The organism is Agrobacterium bohemicum (assembly GCF_001562555.1).
Taxonomy (GTDB): domain Bacteria; phylum Pseudomonadota; class Alphaproteobacteria; order Rhizobiales; family Rhizobiaceae; genus Agrobacterium; species Agrobacterium bohemicum.
In genome coordinates, this window is record NZ_KQ961023.1 from 197294 (window position 1) to 213926 (window position 16633).

Genomic DNA, 16633 nt, shown 5'->3' on the forward strand with positions numbered 1-16633 from the left:
GAGAGACCGATGCTGAAATTTACTCAAGAACACGAGTGGCTGAAGATTGAAGGCGATGTCGCCACTGTTGGCATCACCAGCCACGCTGCAGAACAGCTGGGCGATCTGGTCTTTGTCGAGCTACCGGATGTGGGCGCGACCTTCTCAAAGGATGGCGATGCAGCAACCGTCGAAAGCGTAAAGGCTGCCTCCGACGTCTATTGTCCGCTGGATGGCGAAGTTGTGGAAGTCAACCAAGCCATCGTGGATGATCCATCACTGGTGAACTCTGATCCGCAGGGCGCTGGCTGGTTTTTCAAGCTCAAGCTTTCCAACGTCTCCGACGTCGATGCCCTCTTGGATGAAGCGGCCTATAAGGAGCTTATCGCGTAATGACGACTCCCACTGAGTTCCATTTCACCGATTATCAGCCCTATGACTTTGCTAACCGGCGTCATATCGGGCCGTCGCCGTCGGAAATGACGGATATGCTGAAGGTGATCGGTTACAATAATCTCGACGCCCTCATCGACGCGACCGTGCCATCCTCCATTCGCCAGAAAGCGCCTCTCACCTGGGGCGCAGCATTGACGGAGCGCGAGGCGCTGGACCGTCTCCGCGAAACCGCCAACAAAAACAAGGTTCTGACATCTCTCATCGGTCAGGGCTATTACGGCACCATTACGCCACCGGTCATCCAGCGCAACATTCTGGAAAACCCGGCCTGGTACACAGCCTATACGCCCTACCAGCCAGAAATATCGCAGGGCCGTCTGGAGGCGCTGTTGAACTTCCAGACAATGATTTGCGACCTGACGGGTCTGGATGTCGCCAACGCCTCGCTTCTGGATGAAGCAACCGCTGCTGCCGAAGCCATGGCCATGTGCCAGCGCGTAGCGAAGTCCAAGGCGACCGCCTTCTTCGTGGATGCCAACTGCCATCCGCAGACGATTGCACTCATCGAAACACGCGCCGCACCGCTTGGCTGGAACGTCATTGTCGGCAATCCCTTCACCGATCTCGATCCTGTCGACGTCTTCGGTGCGCTGTTCCAATATCCCGGCACGCACGGCCATGTGAATGACTTCACCGGCCTGATTTCCCGTCTGCACCAGACCGGCGCCATTGCCGCTGTTGCAACAGACCTGTTGGCGCTGACGCTTTTGAAATCCCCCGGCGAAATGAATGCCGACATTGCCATTGGCTCGTCGCAACGTTTCGGTGTTCCCGTTGGTTATGGTGGCCCGCATGCGGCCTTCATGTCCGTCAAGGACGCGATCAAGCGGTCCATGCCTGGTCGTCTCGTCGGCGTATCGGTCGATGCGCGCGGCAACCGCGCCTATCGCTTGTCGCTCCAGACCCGTGAGCAGCATATCCGCCGTGAAAAGGCGACGTCCAACATTTGCACCGCGCAGGTGCTTCTAGCCGTCATGGCTTCCATGTACGGGGTGTTTCATGGCCCGCAGGGCATCAAGGCCATTGCTCAGCAGACCCATCAGAAGGCCGTATTGATGGCCAAGGGGCTGGAAAAGCTGGGCTATGTCATCGAGCTTGAAACATTCTTCGATACGATTACCGTCGATGTTGGCCATATGCAGGGCGTCATCATGCGCTCGGCCGTTGCAGGTGGCGTGAACCTGCGCAAAATAGGCGCGACCAAGATCGGCATGAGCCTTGACGAGCGCACACGCCCCGCGACACTCGAAGCCGTCTGGCGTGCTTTTGGCGGCAGTTTCTCCATCTCGGATTTCGAGCCGGAATATCGCCTTCCGAAGGATTTGCTGCGCACCAGCCAGTACATGACGCATCCGATCTTCCACATGAACCGTGCCGAAAGCGAGATGACCCGTTACATCCGCCGCCTTTCGGACCGCGATCTGGCGCTTGACCGCTCCATGATCCCGCTCGGTTCCTGCACCATGAAGCTGAACGCGACAGCCGAAATGCTGCCGATCACATGGCCGGAATTTTCCGACATCCACCCCTTCGTGCCAGCCGATCAGGCGCTGGGTTACAAGGAAATGATCGACGATCTTTCCAACAAGCTATGCCAGGTCACCGGCTATGACGCCTTTTCCATGCAGCCGAATTCCGGTGCGCAGGGCGAATATGCGGGCCTGTTGACCATCCGCAATTATCACCTCGCACGCGGCGATGCCCACCGGGATGTCTGCCTCATCCCTACCTCCGCACATGGCACAAACCCTGCCTCAGCGCAGATGGTCGGTATGCGCGTGGTGCCGGTGAAGGTGAGAGAAAACGGCGACATCGATATTGATGATTTCCGTTTAAAAGCAAAGAAATACGCAGAAAACCTCTCGTGCTGCATGATCACGTATCCGTCGACCCACGGCGTGTTTGAGGAGACCGTCCGCGAGATTTGCGACATCACACACGAACATGGCGGCCAAGTCTATCTCGACGGTGCCAACATGAATGCCATGGTCGGTCTATCCCGCCCCGGCGATATCGGCTCCGACGTCTCGCATCTCAACTTGCACAAGACCTTCTGCATTCCGCATGGCGGCGGCGGTCCCGGCATGGGTCCGATTGGCGTCAAGGCGCATCTGGCACCTTACCTGCCCGGGCATCCGGCAAGCGACGGACGCACGGGTGCGGTTTCGGCGGCCCCCTTTGGCTCGCCATCGATCCTGCCGATTTCCTGGAGTTACTGCCTGATGATGGGAGGCGAAGGGCTGACGCAGGCAACAAAGGTGGCAATCCTCAACGCCAACTACATCGCGGCACGGCTAAAGGGCGCTTATGACGTGCTTTACAAGTCTGAAGCCGGACGCGTGGCACATGAGTGCATCATCGACACACGCCCGCTCAACGACAGCTGCGGCGTCACGGTGGACGATGTAGCCAAGCGTCTGATCGACTGCGGCTTCCACGCCCCGACCATGAGCTGGCCGGTTGCTGGCACGCTGATGATCGAGCCTACCGAATCCGAGCCAAAGGCCGAACTTGATCGCTTCTGCGACGCGATGCTGGCCATCCGTCAGGAAGCCCGCGATATCGAGGAAGGTCGATCGGACAAGACCAACAACCCGCTGAAGAACGCGCCTCACACGGTGGAAGACCTTGTCGGCAACTGGGATCGTCCGTACTCCCGCGAACAGGCCTGCTATCCACCCGGCGCGTTCCGCGTGGACAAATACTGGTCCCCGGTCAACCGCGTCGATAACGTCTACGGCGACCGCAACCTCATCTGCACCTGCCCGCCGATGAGCGAATATGCCGAAGCGGCAGAGTAACATTCACACACAAAAAGGCCCGGAGAGAACCGGGCCTTTTCACCGAACTACGAGCGCTTGTGTCTAACGCGTCAGTTGAATATCGGCTGTCACCACCGTCGGTCCGCCTGCACCATCCTTGTCGGTCGTGCGCAGACGCAATCCATTGTTGCCAACCTTTGTAATCGTCATGCCAGCGACCCGGTCACCATTGATGACGCGCTTCCAGGTGATCGAAAGATTGATAGAATTGTTTCTACGGCTGCCCGAGAGTGCCGAGGGGATGCCGGACGGGCCGACGTAGTTTCCGCGGTAGCGCGTGCCCGACGCGCTCAAATCGGCGGAGATAGCACGGCGGATGACCAATAGACCGCGGCAGGTTCCATTCATACGCAATGAAGGACCTGAAGAGGTCGAGTTAAAGGTGCAATTGACGTTGATGGGTTTTGAGCCAATCTTCATGGTGACTGTGCCGGAGCCTTTCCAGCTTCCTTTCAGCGAGGAAAGAAACTGGCTTTCGTCGGCCATTGCTGGCGGCGCCATCAGGGCGGTCGCGAGCGTTAATATGGAAATGAATTTGCCTGTCATTCGCGTTTTCCTTGTGTGTGGAAACCGAACGCTCCGCTCTAACGATAGTTCCTTCGCACAGATTCTATTGCGACAAAGCAACCTAAACCTATCAAGTGCGTTTCTCGCCAGCTTCATCTCGCCCGTCCCGGAGAGCCTTAAATGACAACGCTAACACCGCCTATCGATGCCAGCGCTCGCTCGCTCGGGAAATCCCCTGGGACCGGCCTATCCGATCGTTCGATTTTTGCTCTTGCCGTGCTCAATTTCTTTCTCGCAGATGCACGCGACGGGCTTGGACCGTTTCTGGATGCCTTTCTGGCCACCAACGGCTGGTCGGCCATGCAGCTTGGCGTCATAGCGACGGTTGGCGGCTTGGTCGGACTTGCCGCAACGCCGCTCTGCGGTGCTTTGGTTGATGGCACCACATGGAAGCGGACACTCATTGCCGTTCCAGTCGTCCTCGTCACGATCGGTGCGTTGATTACGCTGCTCTTCACCAATGAGGCTGTCGTCTGGACGGGCCAGATTATGACGGCTGTTGTCGGTGCGGTCGTCGGCCCTGCCCTCGCCGGTCTCACACTGGGTCTCGTTGGTGAAAAACTGTTCTCACAACAGATTTCCCGCAACGAGTTCTGGAATCACGGTGGCAATTTCGTCTCACTGTTCGCCACCTATTTCGCGGTAACTGCCTTCGGCATATCAGGCGTTATCGGCCTGATGGTGGCGACAGCGATTGGAGCGCTTGCGGCGGTGGTGGCGATTGATCCCAAAAGGATCGATCACAAGGTGGCGCGCGGGCTGGGCCACGATGAAGGCGAGCCAGGACCATCCGGGGTCAGGGTTCTGTTTAAGGAACGCGGACTGATCTTTCTGTCGATTATCCTTTTGATTTTCCATTTTGGAAACGCCCCCATGGGCCGCTTGATCGCACAGAATTTTGCAATCGAGTTGAATACACCGTTCCGAACCACCGCGATCATTACCGGCGTTGCGCAATTTGCGATGATTTTCGTGGCCGCCGCCGCGCCTTGGCTCATCCGGCGGTTCGGGTTGTCAGCTGTGTTTATAATTGCACTGATTGCTCTGCCTATTCGTGGCGTCCTAGCCGCTTCGTTTGATTGTTTCTGGGTTATCTATCCGGTCCAGCTACTGGACGGCATTGGTGCAGGATTGCTCGGCATTGCAACACCGGTTGCGGTCGAGCGAATTTTGAAAGGCACGGGTCGTTTCAACGTGGGTCTCGCCAGCGTCATGACGGTGCAGGGCATCGGTGCTTCGCTCAGCAATGGCGTGGCGGGATGGCTGACCACGCAGGGCGGCTATGCCCTCTCTCACCTTGTCGGCGGCGGCATTGCGGCTATCGCCATCATTACCTTCATCGTTTACAGACACGATATTGCGCCGAGGCAGGATACCGATGGGACGTGATATAAAAAAGGAGGCCGTAGGCCTCCTTTTTTTCATTCGTTTGGTGCGCGCGGCGCTTAACCGACGAAGGCGCGCTCGATAACAAACTCAGCGGGCTTGTTGTTTGCACCTTCCGTCAATCCAGCGTTTTCCAGCAGAAGTTTGGTGTCCTTCAGCATCGCGGTAGAGCCGCAGATCATGCCGCGATCCACTGCCGGGTCTAGGGCTGGGACGCCGAGGTCTGCAAACATCTTGCTATTCTCGATCAGATCGGTGATGCGACCCGTGAAGGCGTAATCTTCACGGGTGACAGTGGCATAATGCTTGAGCTTGTCACCGACTATTTCGCTCAGGAACTCGTTGTTCTTGATTTCCTCGACCAGATCAAAGCCGTATTTCAGCTCTGCAACGTCGCGGCAGGTATGCGTGAGGATGACTTCCTCGAACTTCTCGTAGGTTTCAGGATCACGGATGAGGCTCGCAAAAGGCGCAATACCGGTTCCGGTGGAGAACATGTAGAGACGCTTCCCAGGGGTCAGTGCATCCAGAACTAGCGTGCCTGTCGGCTTCTTGCGCATCAGGACCGTGTCACCAGGCTTGATCTGCTGGAGATGCGATGTCAGAGGACCATCAGGTACCTTGATCGAGAAAAACTCAAGTTCTTCATCCCAGGCAGGGCTGGCAATGGAATAGGCGCGATAGATCGGCTTTTCACCGACCATCAGGCCGATCATTGCGAACTCGCCTGAACGGAAGCGGAAGCCCGCAGGGCGCGTCATCCGAAAGCGGAAAAGATGGTCGGTGTAATGTTCGACGGACAGCACCGTTTCGGCGTAGACACCATCAGGGATTTTCACCGCAAATTCTTCCGTCTTGGCTGGAGCGTTCATTCTCTCTATCCGTCCATCTTCATAGGGGTGTGCAACATTCCAGATGGGCAATATACCATCTGACCCGCCTTTTGAAGGCACAGGAATGTCATTGTAGCTATGCGTGTAGAAATATGTATTAAAAACTCATATTTCTACATAACACCTCAATTCGAGGCGCGACGACGCCAGCTATAAGCCGGTCCATTGTCCGCCGCCTTTGCCGTTGGCTGATAATAGTGATCGATGCCCGGCAGACGCCCTTCAGACAGCCGCCGGATCGCCGTTTCGTTGCTCACTGCAAAGCTGTTAAAACCGGTACGCAGCATCAACGGCACCTGGTCGATCAGCACATCACCAACCGCCCTGACCTCGCCTTCATAATTCAGGCGAGAGCGCAAAAGCGATGCATGGCTGAAACCACGACCATCGCTGAACGCCGGAAAGCTGACGGCGACAAGTTCGATGCGATCGATGAAAGGCCGAAGCTTTTCGACATTATCTGCGGGAGTAATGAGGACCCCGAGGCCGACATCATTGCTTTCCTCGGCGCGCGCGATAAAAGCATCAAGGGTTAGAACGGCCTGCTGGCCATCCTGCGCCTTAAGCTCTTCCGTCTCTATGACCCAAGGGTCGTTTTCAACGAAACCGCGCTCGTTCCAGATTTTTGTCATCACACGGTTCCTTATGCAGCGGCAGCAGCGGCGGGGTAGAGCGTATCCTTGAACGGCTGCGGTCCGACACGACGATATGCTTCGAGGAAAGTCTCCTCCTTTGACAGCCGCAAACCAAGGTAGGTATTGACGATGGTTTCCACCGCGTCTGTCACCTTATCCGGCTCAAAGCCGCGGCCGATGATTTCACCGATTGATGAGTTTTCATCACCCGATCCGCCAAGTGTGATCTGGTAGAGTTCCGCGCCCTTCTTTTCTACACCCAGAAGGCCGATATGGCCGACATGGTGGTGGCCGCAGGCATTGATGCAGCCGGAAATCTTGATCTTCAGCTCACCGATTTCCGCCTGACGCTCCGGCGAGCCAAAGCGGCTGGAGATTTCCTGAGACAGCGGAATAGAACGCGCATTGGCAAGCGCGCAGTAATCCAGCCCGGGACAGGCAATAATATCCGTAATCAGACCAGCATTGGCCGTGGCAAGACCAGCGCCCAGCAATGCACGATAGACCGGTTCCAGATCGGCCAGTGCCACGTGCGGAAGAATGATATTTTGCTCGTGGCTGATGCGGATTTCGTCCAGCGCATACTCTTCGGCAATATCTGCGACGATATCCATCTGCTCATCGGAGGCGTCACCCGGAATGCCGCCAATAGGCTTCAGCGACACCGTCACCATGCCGTAGTCCGGATTCTGATGTGGCTGCACGTTCTGGTCCACCCAGCGCGCGAAATCCGGGTCGGCCTTCTTCCAGCGTGCCAGACTTTCCCAACCTTCGGGACGCGCCTTCAAATCGGGCAAAGCGAAGTATGAGGTAATCGCTTCGATGTCGGCATCCGGCAATTTCAGCTCGCCGTTTTTCAGCTGCGCGAATTCCGCTTCCACCTGACGCGCCAACTCTTCGGCACCAGTCTCGTGGACGAGGATTTTGATACGCGCCTTGTACTTGTTGTCGCGACGGCCATGCAAATTATAAACGCGCATGATCGCGGTCGTGTAGGACAGCAAATCTTCTTCGGACAGGAAATCATTGATCTTCTTGGCGATCATCGGTGTTCTGCCCTGCCCGCCGCCAACGTACACTGCAAAGCCAATCTCGCCTTTTTCGTTCTTTTTCAGATGCAGACCGATGTCGTGGACCTGAATGGCGGCTCGATCTTTGGCAGCACCCGTGACGGCGATCTTGAACTTTCTCGGCAGGAACGAGAATTCCGGGTGAACGGAAGACCATTGACGCAGGATTTCCGCGTAAGGGCGCGGATCGGCGACTTCATCTTCGGCAGCACCAGCAAAGTGATCTGCGGTGACGTTGCGAATACAGTTGCCCGAAGTCTGCAAGGCATGCATTTCAACGCTGGCCAATTCCGCCAGAATGTCTGGCGTATCGGCGAGGCGTGGCCAGTTGTATTGAATATTCTGGCGCGTGGTGAAGTGACCATAACCGCGGTCGTATTTGCGCGCAATATGCGCCAGCATCCGCATCTGCCTGGCATTCAAGGTGCCATAGGGAATGGCAACGCGCAGCATATAAGCGTGCAGTTGCAGATAAACCCCATTCATCAAACGCAATGGCTTGAAAGCATCTTCGGCCAACTCACCGGAAAGGCGTCGTTCCACCTGATCGCGGAACTGATCCACGCGGCCTTGAACGAAAGCATGGTCGAACTCATCATAGCGGTACATGATATTCCTCAGACTGCAATAAAGTCGGGATCGGCAGGCTTGAAGCCGGCGGCATACTGAATGGTTGGCCCTGCGGCACGAATGCGTTCGCGAAGGCGCGTGGGCCATAAACGACCGTCCGTCTCCGCGACATCAACAATGTTCACATCAACGACCTTGTTGGCGGAGAAATCCCGCTTGCCGATTTCTTCCAGCGAGGCTTCCGCCTCAGCATGACGCGCCACGAGTGCCGACTGGAGGTCTTCGGACCACTCACCATTCGCATCAAGCCACACGGCGATGCCATCACCCAGACGGTTGGCTGTCAGAACCTTGTCAACCATTTGCATACTCCTGCTTTAAATCCGAATGTTCGCCAGCAAGGGATAGAGCTTCGGATCTCTCGAAATTCGCACCGGCAACCGCGTCACCGATGATGACCATGACAGGGCCGGTCAGTTCGTCGCGATGTTCCAGATCCGGTAAATCTTTCAATGTGCCATGCATGAGGCGGCGATAGGACCGGCTGGCATTTTCGATAACGGCGACTGTCGTGTCCGCATTGAGGCCAGCATTCATGAGGCGTGTAGCAACCGAAGCGGCAACAGACCGGCCCATGTAAACTGCGATGGTTGCTCCCGACACTGCGAGCCGAGCCCAGTCAGGCAAAATGTCACCGGCTAGATCATGGCCGGTGGTAAAGATGAGCGAAGATGCGACCCCGCGCAAAGTCAGGGGTAGTTCGAAATCCGCTGCCGCTGCGAAGGCAGATGTAATACCCGGCACGATTTCGTAGCCGATGCCAGCCTCGCGCAAAGCCGCCATTTCTTCTGCGGCACGTCCATAAACAAGCGGATCCCCAGACTTGAGGCGAACGACCCTTTTGCCCTCTTCCCCCAGTTGCACCAGCAGCTTGTTGATGTCTCCCTGAGACTTGGAATGACAGCCTTTACGCTTGCCGACAGACAGACGTTCGGCATCCCGGCGGCCCATATCAACGATTTCCTGCGGCACCAGCGCATCGTAAACGATGACGTCAGCCTGCATCAACACGCGCTGCGCACGCAAAGTCAGCAAGTCCTCAGCACCGGGACCTGCGCCAACCAGCCAGACGTAGCCTTCGCGGCTTTCAGGTGACTGAAGAAGTTTCGATGCGGCTGCATGAGCAGCATCGATATCATTAAGCGCGACTGAGTCCGCCACGCTGCCCGTGAAAAACCGACGCCAGAAATTACGGCGAAGCGCGCCCTTGGGAATGGAGTTTTCAGCCGCGTCGCGATATTCGACCGCAAGCCTAGCCAGACGGCCGAGCGACGGCGCCAGCATTTGATCGATGCGTGCGCGTATCATCTGCCCTAAAACCGGTCCCGCACCTTCCGTGCAGATGGCAACAGCGAGCGGTGCGCGCGCGACCAGACCAGGCGTGTAGAAATCGCAGTAACCGGGCTGATCCACCGCGTTGGCAGGAATAGATTTGGCGCGTGCTGCGTCCACGATGTCCCGGTCCAATGCCTCTTCGCCGGTGGCTGCGAAAACCAGAACCATTCCGTCGATCAGCTCCGGTGCAAACGCAAGCGGACGGTGGACGACGTTTCCCTGCTGAAGCAAGGCCGCATAGTCATCCTGGGGAGCATCAGCGAATGCGCAAATCTCGGCACTCGTATTAAGAAGAAGCCGCACCTTGGCAAACGCTTCGTCACCATTTCCAAACACCGCCACAGAACGTCCCTCAACCCTGAAAAAGGCAGGAAATGTCGTCAGCCGATGATCGGCTTTTTCTGTGGGGTCTTTAAGCATGGTCATAATATGTCCGATCCGGTGCCCGTATTGAAGGTACAGAAATTCAGTTGCTATATTGCAGTAGATTTTTATTTCCCGACAAGGGTAGATTTGGAGGAAAAGCACCCGACAGGGCGAAATCGCCACACTGTTGTAATCCCAACGATATTCTACAAATTTGCTATACTTTTATGGCGATTCCCGCCGTATTCACGACTTGACCGCTGGCCCCTCTACGACAGGAAATTACCTTGACTGAACAGACAATAGCATCTCGACTGCTGGACGTCATCGAGAACGATATTCTTCCTCTGACCGTGCGCGGAGTTTCACTCGGCAATAAGGTATTTGGCGCAGCTATTTTACGCAAATCCGACCTATCGCTTGTTATTGCTGAAACCAACAACGAGCTTGAGAACCCGCTATGGCATGGTGAGATTCACACATTGAAGCGGTTCCATGAACTGGGCGAGAAACCCGACACGAAAGAGCTGATCTTTCTATCGACGCATGAGCCCTGCACCATGTGTATGTCGGCAATAACATGGGCGGGTTTTGACAATTTCTATTCCTTTTTCAGCCACGAAGATTCGCGTGATGCCTTCGCCATTCCGCATGATCTGAAAATTCTGAAAGAGGTATTCGGGTTAGAGCCGGGTGGTTACAGGCGTAGTAACGCGTTCTGGAACTCCTATTTTATTTCCGATCTGGTGGAAAACGAGGATCAGCCCCTTAAAGCACAGCTTAAAGACCAGACGGCGCGCATCAAAGCAGCCTATGATGATCTGTCGACCAATTATCAGTCGTCCAAGAGCGAAAACAACATTCCGCTGAACTGAAACACGTCAGAAAGCAAGATGACATGGAAGCCTCGAAAGATATTTCTCGCCTCATAGAGATCATGGAAGCGCTCCGCCAACCGGAGACAGGCTGCCCGTGGGACATCGTCCAGACGTTTGAGACGATCAAGCCTTATACGATTGAGGAAGCCTATGAGGTTGCGGATGCCATCGAGCGTAACGACATGGACGATCTCTGCGACGAGCTTGGTGATCTGTTATTGCAGGTGGTGTTCCATTCCCGCATCGCAGAGGAAATGGGCGAGTTTTCATTTGGCGACGTCGTCAATGCCGTAACGACCAAGATGATCCGCCGCCACCCGCATGTTTTTGCCAAGTCGGAAGCCGATACGCCCGCATCGGTAAAGCTGCAGTGGGACGCGATAAAAACCCAGGAAAAACGTGAGCGGGCAGAGCGCCGCGCTCTAAGAGGAACAGGCGGGGATTCGAAAGCCGGTTTTCTAGGCGCTATCCAGCGCGCTCAACCCGCGCTGACAGAAGCATTGAAACTTCAGGAACAGGCCGCGCGCGTTGGTTTCGACTGGTCAGCGCCAGAACCCATTCTCGACAAGATCGAAGAAGAAATAGCCGAGCTACGCGAAGCTCTGGCCGAGGGGAAAGCTGAGAAAGTGTCAGACGAATTGGGAGACCTTATCTTCGCGCTCGTCAACATAGGTCGACATGTGAAAGCCGACCCGGAAAATGCACTAAGAGGGACCAACACGAAGTTTCGCCGCCGTTTCCAACATATCGAGACATCACTGGCGGAAAATGGTGAGACTTTGGAGTCTGCGACGTTGGACCGGATGGAGCAGCTTTGGCAATCGGCCAAGGCCATCGAACGCCAGATCGCAGAATAACCGGTTGACTGGCCAATCAACCAGCGTGTCGTACGGTATCTGACAATGCCGGATTTTTTTCGAAATCTTCGGCATTGTAAACTGTCAGTCGATCACGACCCGCAGCCTTCGAGGCGTAGAGCGCCGTATCGGCCATTTTCATGAGAGCATGCGGCGTGCAGGTTTTATCTGCGCAAATCGCAAGCCCCATACTCAGTGTAGCAACGACGTTCTGATCGTCGATCGAATGTTTTATCGAGCTGACGACTTGGCGAATGCTTTCGGCCAGAGCTGCAGCTTCCCCCTCACCTGCCGCCGGCATGAAGAGGATGAACTCTTCACCGCCAAAGCGCGCAAAACTATCATTGGGTCGAACGCGCACGGATAGCTCTCGCGCTACGCGCGCGAGCACTTCATCACCAGCAAAGTGACCAAAACCGTCATTTATACGTTTGAAGTGGTCGATATCGATCATGACGATCGCATCGCCCTGGCGCATGTGTTCGGGCAGCCGCGTCGAAAACGAGCGCCGGTTGAGAACTCCGGTCAGAACATCGAGATCCGCGAGCCGTTTCAACCCCTCTTCCGCGCGCTCCTTCACCAATGCGAGAACGAAGACGGCAATTGCGAAGTGACAGACGATTGATACGAAAAACGCATTTCTCGATGAAACGAGTGCAACATCTGGAAATAGAATGCCGATGACGACAAGTGCACTCAGCAAAGCAGCAAACGCCATTGTGGCCGCGAGAGCTTTTCTAACCGGAAGCGGTTCGATAACTCGGTCTGAAAAAACGGTGACTGCCGCGGCAAAAAGCAAGAGAACAGTCGTGGATTGCGATGCGGTGGTTCGCGCGCCCGTGGACTGGTAATAGCCAGTCACCAGCAGGCCGACACAAACAATCACCGGAAGGCACAGAATGAGCCATTCTCTGCGTCTACGCTGCTGTGTGCTTATCCGACACATCCCGATCCAGAAAATCGAATATCCCACAAGGCCAGCGAAGTTACCCGCCAACGCCAAACAATGTTCGAAATCCGTAAAAATCTTACCGACTGCCACAAGCGTAGACGCCATCGCGACGAGGAAGAAACCAATCGCCAGAAAGCCGAGCCCAACACTTTCACGCGACTGAGACCGGACATACAGGAAACACAGAGCTGCTACGAAAAATGATAGCTTGTGAAGCAACAGAACAGTGGGAAGATCTAAAGGTTGAAACATTATGGCAAGCTCATATGAATTGAGCGACAATATCACACAGAGCTGATTACTAAAGCCTCACGAAATTCAGGCTATTGGTTGCACAGGGCATATACCAGATAGGCGAAATGTGAATTAAGTTAAGTAGAAATGAACTCCTCAGCGGGTCGCTCTGCCAGCTCTCTCCAAGAAAGAAAGCACAGGGAATGTTCTGCTCACTCGTTCCAGTCTTCCGTTTCGGCCTTTTGCACCTTGCCTAATCGCCTTTCAATTTCAAGCGCCTGCGTCCCGGAAAGACGCACGTCCAGCGAGACCGAGCCGTCTTCGTTATCTGTGCGAGAATCCACGATTGCATTGTTGTAGACCCAGGATAGAAACTGTAACTGCTCTACGTTCAGGTCTATGGTCGTTTCCATCAGTACGCCGGAAAGGCGTTGCGATATGTCGTCCATGAGAGCGTCGACGCCCTCGCCGGTGATGGCGGAAACCGCGCGAACATTGGTCCGTCCTTCAGCATTCTGCAATATCGCATCGTGCTGTTCAGGCTTAAGCCTGTCGACCTTGTTCCAGACTTCGATCAGCCGCTCGTCTGCGACCTTCTCATCAATTCCGAGATCCTTGAGAATACGCATGACATCGGAAGATTGCGCGCCGTTATCGGGATCAGACATATCCCTGACGTGAAGAATAAGGTCGGCTTCAAGAACCTCTTCCAGCGTCGCGCGGAAGGCGGCGACCAGATGTGTCGGCAGGTCAGAAATGAAACCGACTGTGTCCGAAAGGATGACAGTGCGGCCATGTGGCAGCTTCATACGACGAAGCGTAGGGTCCAACGTCGCAAAAAGCATATCTTCTGCCAGTACGCCAGCACCGGTTATGCGATTGAAAAGCGTCGATTTCCCGGCATTGGTATACCCCACCAGAGCGACGATGGGGTGCGGTACCTTGCGGCGTTTTGCGCGGTGAAGCTGGCGGGTTCTGACGACCTGCTCCAGCTCACGTTCGAGTTTTACGATACGATCCTGCAACAAACGACGGTCGGCTTCGATCTGTGTTTCACCGGGGCCGCCCATGAAGCCCGCGCCACCACGCTGGCGTTCAAGGTGTGTCCAGCTTCTGACCAGTCGGCCCTTTTGGTAATTCAGGTGAGCGAGATCGACCTGAAGCGTACCTTCCTTGGTCGAAGCGCGCCGTCCGAAAATTTCAAGGATAAGGCCGGTTCGGTCGATGACCTTCGCGTTCCACTCCTTTTCAAGATTGCGCTGCTGAACCGGCGTCAACGGATGATCGATGATGACCAGACCGGAGTCGGTTTCTTCCAGTAGATGTTTGATTTCCTCGATCTTGCCGCTGCCAAAAAGCGTGGCCGGGCGTGGCTGACTGATTGGAACGATGAGACCTTGGGAAATATGCAGATCGATGGCGAGGGCAAGCCCCTTTGCCTCTTCCAACTTCGCGTCCATGGAACGGAGTGGCGTCGTGGCCGTGGATTCTTTCGGGGGACGCCCCTGTTTCAAAACCGGAATGATAACCACTGCGCGCATGTCATCCCGGCGCTTTTCCTGTTCCGGGATTATGGATTCGTTCGATGTGTCGCGTGTAGAAATGTGCCTGCACCTTTCGAGTGTCAGTTGAAAACGCCAGACATTCTCATGGCGTATGGAATGCAAAACAACGGTCCGTTACCACGGTTCCGTTGTTTGCAATATCATAGCGGGAATGATGGCTAAAAGACAGCCGTACTGTCTTAAGCAGCGCCCTCTTCCGATTCGAACATCTGCATAGGCTGGCCCGGCATGATGGTCGAGATCGCGTGCTTGTATACGAGCTGAGAGTGACCATCGCGGCGAAGAAGAACGCAGAAGTTGTCGAAGGATGTGACAACGCCAGTCAACTTGACGCCGTTGATAAGGAAAATAGTCAGCGAAATCTTCTGCTTGCGAACAGTGTTCAGGAAAAGATCTTGCAGGTTTTGAGAACGTTCCGCCATGGCGCCGATTCTTTCTTTTTTGCCCGGATGGGAGACCGGGAAATAAACAATCAATAATAGGATCGGTTGAACGTAGTCCCCCTGTCAGCCGATCAGCAACTCTGGTATCAAATCACGATCTGTTCCGCAATGTCGAAAAACTTACCCGGATTTACTCAGGCGAGCTTTTTTTATTTCATACCCAATGTTTTAGAAATATTGAATAGATACGCGAAATAGCTGCTCTACGTCTCGTACTGCATCCGCCGAAGCAAACAGGATAACGCGGTCTTTCGCCTTGATTTTCGTGGCTCCATCCGGGCGAATTACGGTCTTGTCACGGTAGATCGCTCCGATGCGAACCCCATCTGGCAAGTCCACCTCACGCAATGCCTGGCCCACCAGCGGCGATGTGTCGAGGGCCTCTGCCTCGATGATTTCGCCGTTCCCTCTTTGCACCGCATAGACCGAGCGTATCCGTCCTTTTCTAACGTGCTGCAACACGCGAGAAATGGTAACGGCGCGTGGGTTGATATAGGCATCGAGACCAAGCGACTTGGCGACATCGTGAAAAGACGGACCGTTCAGCAGAGCAAGGTTCGACCTGCAACCAAGCTGTTTGGCCATGACTGCGCCAAGGATGTTCGTCTGGTCGTTATTGGTCAGGGTGACGATCAGATCGGCATCCTGAATATCCGCTTGATGCAGGATTTTCTGGTCCAGCACCGAACCACATAAAACGATTGTGGAATTGAGTTTTTCGGACGCAGCAATGGCTCGCTCCCTGTCGGACTCGATGATCTTGACCCGCGTCTTGGGCTGGAACTCTTCGATGGAACGCGCAACATATTGTCCAATATTGCCGCCGCCTGCGATCACGATACGGCTTGCTTCCTGCTCCTCATGGCCGAACAAGCCAAGTGTTCTGCGGGCGTGGTGCTTCTGGCAAATAACGTATGCAAGGTCACCCGTGCGCAGTTGCTCAGAGGAGTCGACCGCTTTCAAATGACCGCCGCGATAGACACCGACGACGGTGGCGACCAGATCCGGAAAGAGATGGCTGAGCTGCTGCAACGGCGTATTCACGACCGGGCAATTATCCATGCATTCGATGGCAAGCATGAAGACGTTGTCATCGGCAAAGCGCACCACATCGGTTGCCCCTGGAAACGCGATGCGGCGTAGGACCATCTTGCCCACTTCGATTTCCGGTGAAATCGTGACATCGATGGACATGTTTTCGCGACTGAAAAGGTCGCCATATTCTGGCTGAAGATAGCTCTGGTCGCGTATTCGAGCCACTTTGGTGGGAACGCTGAACAGCGCATGCGCCACCTCGCAGGCTACGATATTGATTTCGTCGTACAAAGTCACGGCGATGATCATATCCGCCTGATCGGCACCCGCCTTGGCCAGCATGTCCGGATGCGCGCCGTGCCCAACATAGCCGCGAACATCGAGCGTTTCAGTAATCGCCGCGATCAGCGCTGCCGAGGTATCGATAACGGAGACCTCGTTATCCTCACGCGACAATTGCTCCGCAATGCCGTAACCCACCTGGCCTGCGCCGCAAATGATGACTTTCATGCGCTCTCTCTAAGGTATCC

At 55.2% G+C, this 16633-nt stretch carries 15 protein-coding genes; 5 read left to right on the forward strand and 10 right to left on the reverse strand.

The genetic code is table 11. From position 1 onward, the window contains the following. Positions 1 to 9 precede the first annotated feature (9 nt). Complete coding sequence (gcvH, locus tag ATO67_RS00955) at positions 10 to 372, forward strand: glycine cleavage system protein GcvH (RefSeq protein ID WP_067643024.1); 363 nt, start codon at positions 10 to 12, stop codon at positions 370 to 372. After that, entirely contained in the window at positions 372 to 3236 is a 2865-nt protein-coding gene (gene gcvP, locus ATO67_RS00960) for an aminomethyl-transferring glycine dehydrogenase (protein ID WP_067643028.1), read from the forward strand. Before gcvH ends, gcvP begins: the two co-directional genes overlap by 1 nt. Before the next feature lie 63 nt (positions 3237 to 3299). Here gcvP and ATO67_RS00965 read toward each other — a convergent pair whose 3' ends face one another. After that, positions 3300 to 3803: a hypothetical protein gene (locus tag ATO67_RS00965; protein WP_067643031.1), complete on the reverse strand. Its 504-nt coding sequence runs from the start codon at positions 3801 to 3803 to the stop codon at positions 3300 to 3302. 141 nt (positions 3804 to 3944) lie between these two features. Here ATO67_RS00965 and ATO67_RS00970 point away from each other — a divergent pair, with 141 nt between their 5' ends. Then, complete coding sequence (locus ATO67_RS00970) at positions 3945 to 5213, forward strand: MFS transporter (RefSeq protein WP_067643034.1); 1269 nt, start codon at positions 3945 to 3947, stop codon at positions 5211 to 5213. A gap of 56 nt (positions 5214 to 5269) precedes the next feature. On the opposite strand, the gene ATO67_RS00975 is transcribed toward ATO67_RS00970, so the two are convergent. The 5 genes from ATO67_RS00975 to cysG form a co-directional block, all read right to left on the reverse strand. Further along, entirely contained in the window at positions 5270 to 6082 is an 813-nt protein-coding gene (locus ATO67_RS00975) for a ferredoxin--NADP reductase (RefSeq protein ID WP_067643038.1), read from the reverse strand. Positions 6083 to 6228: 146 nt separating this feature from the next. Then, positions 6229 to 6735, reverse strand: coding sequence for a DUF934 domain-containing protein (locus tag ATO67_RS00980; protein ID WP_067643041.1), 507 nt, complete (start codon positions 6733 to 6735; stop codon positions 6229 to 6231). Between the two features lie 11 nt (positions 6736 to 6746). Beyond that, entirely contained in the window at positions 6747 to 8417 is a 1671-nt protein-coding gene (locus ATO67_RS00985; protein WP_067643044.1) for a nitrite/sulfite reductase, read from the reverse strand. A gap of 8 nt (positions 8418 to 8425) precedes the next feature. Then, complete coding sequence (locus tag ATO67_RS00990; protein ID WP_067643048.1) at positions 8426 to 8740, reverse strand: DUF2849 domain-containing protein; 315 nt, start codon at positions 8738 to 8740, stop codon at positions 8426 to 8428. Beyond that, the gene (gene cysG, locus ATO67_RS00995; RefSeq protein ID WP_106404884.1) at positions 8733 to 10193 is read right to left on the reverse strand and encodes a siroheme synthase CysG; all 1461 of its coding nucleotides are present in this window, start codon (positions 10191 to 10193) and stop codon (positions 8733 to 8735) included. Before cysG ends, ATO67_RS00990 begins: the two co-directional genes overlap by 8 nt. 233 nt (positions 10194 to 10426) lie before the next feature. Here cysG and ATO67_RS01000 point away from each other — a divergent pair, with 233 nt between their 5' ends. Then, complete coding sequence (locus ATO67_RS01000; protein ID WP_067643054.1) at positions 10427 to 11014, forward strand: tRNA-specific adenosine deaminase; 588 nt, start codon at positions 10427 to 10429, stop codon at positions 11012 to 11014. A 23-nt stretch (positions 11015 to 11037) separates the two neighbouring features. Further along, on the forward strand, positions 11038 to 11874 hold the full coding sequence (gene mazG / locus ATO67_RS01005; protein ID WP_067643057.1) for a nucleoside triphosphate pyrophosphohydrolase: 837 nt from the start codon (positions 11038 to 11040) through the stop codon (positions 11872 to 11874). Positions 11875 to 11890: 16 nt separating this feature from the next. Here mazG and ATO67_RS01010 read toward each other — a convergent pair whose 3' ends face one another. The 4 genes from ATO67_RS01010 to trkA all read right to left on the reverse strand — a co-directional run bounded on the left by ATO67_RS01010 (position 11891) and on the right by trkA (position 16613). Then, positions 11891 to 13078 (reverse strand): GGDEF domain-containing protein, encoded by a 1188-nt coding sequence (locus tag ATO67_RS01010; protein ID WP_067643060.1) that lies wholly within the window; start codon positions 13076 to 13078, stop codon positions 11891 to 11893. Between the two features lie 194 nt (positions 13079 to 13272). Continuing rightward, the gene (gene hflX / locus ATO67_RS01015) at positions 13273 to 14601 is read right to left on the reverse strand and encodes a GTPase HflX (protein WP_067643063.1); all 1329 of its coding nucleotides are present in this window, start codon (positions 14599 to 14601) and stop codon (positions 13273 to 13275) included. 203 nt (positions 14602 to 14804) lie between these two features. Next, positions 14805 to 15047 carry an RNA chaperone Hfq gene (gene hfq / locus ATO67_RS01020; RefSeq protein WP_003496145.1) on the reverse strand — a complete coding sequence of 81 codons (243 nt, stop codon included), beginning with the start codon at positions 15045 to 15047 and terminating at the stop codon, positions 14805 to 14807. A 189-nt stretch (positions 15048 to 15236) separates the two neighbouring features. Next, a complete protein-coding gene (gene trkA / locus ATO67_RS01025) occupies positions 15237 to 16613 on the reverse strand; it encodes a Trk system potassium transporter TrkA (protein WP_067643066.1) in 1377 nt (458 codons plus the stop codon). Positions 16614 to 16633 lie beyond the last annotated feature (20 nt).

Coding starts and splice junctions, on each gene's coding strand:
- hfq (WP_003496145.1), bottom strand. CDS start 15,047: ATGGCGGAACGTTCTCAAAACCTGCAAGATCTTTTCCTGAACACTGTT.
- ATO67_RS00990 (WP_067643048.1), bottom strand. CDS start 8,740: ATGGTTGACAAGGTTCTGACAGCCAACCGTCTGGGTGATGGCATCGCC.
- mazG (WP_067643057.1), top strand. CDS start 11,038: ATGGAAGCCTCGAAAGATATTTCTCGCCTCATAGAGATCATGGAAGCG.
- gcvH (WP_067643024.1), top strand. CDS start 10: ATGCTGAAATTTACTCAAGAACACGAGTGGCTGAAGATTGAAGGCGAT.
- gcvP (WP_067643028.1), top strand. CDS start 372: ATGACGACTCCCACTGAGTTCCATTTCACCGATTATCAGCCCTATGAC.
- ATO67_RS00980 (WP_067643041.1), bottom strand. CDS start 6,735: ATGACAAAAATCTGGAACGAGCGCGGTTTCGTTGAAAACGACCCTTGG.
- ATO67_RS01010 (WP_067643060.1), bottom strand. CDS start 13,078: ATGTTTCAACCTTTAGATCTTCCCACTGTTCTGTTGCTTCACAAGCTA.
- ATO67_RS00985 (WP_067643044.1), bottom strand. CDS start 8,417: ATGTACCGCTATGATGAGTTCGACCATGCTTTCGTTCAAGGCCGCGTG.
- ATO67_RS00975 (WP_067643038.1), bottom strand. CDS start 6,082: ATGAACGCTCCAGCCAAGACGGAAGAATTTGCGGTGAAAATCCCTGAT.
- ATO67_RS00970 (WP_067643034.1), top strand. CDS start 3,945: ATGACAACGCTAACACCGCCTATCGATGCCAGCGCTCGCTCGCTCGGG.
- trkA (WP_067643066.1), bottom strand. CDS start 16,613: ATGAAAGTCATCATTTGCGGCGCAGGCCAGGTGGGTTACGGCATTGCG.
- ATO67_RS00965 (WP_067643031.1), bottom strand. CDS start 3,803: ATGACAGGCAAATTCATTTCCATATTAACGCTCGCGACCGCCCTGATG.
- cysG (WP_106404884.1), bottom strand. CDS start 10,193: ATGCTTAAAGACCCCACAGAAAAAGCCGATCATCGGCTGACGACATTT.
- hflX (WP_067643063.1), bottom strand. CDS start 14,601: ATGCGCGCAGTGGTTATCATTCCGGTTTTGAAACAGGGGCGTCCCCCG.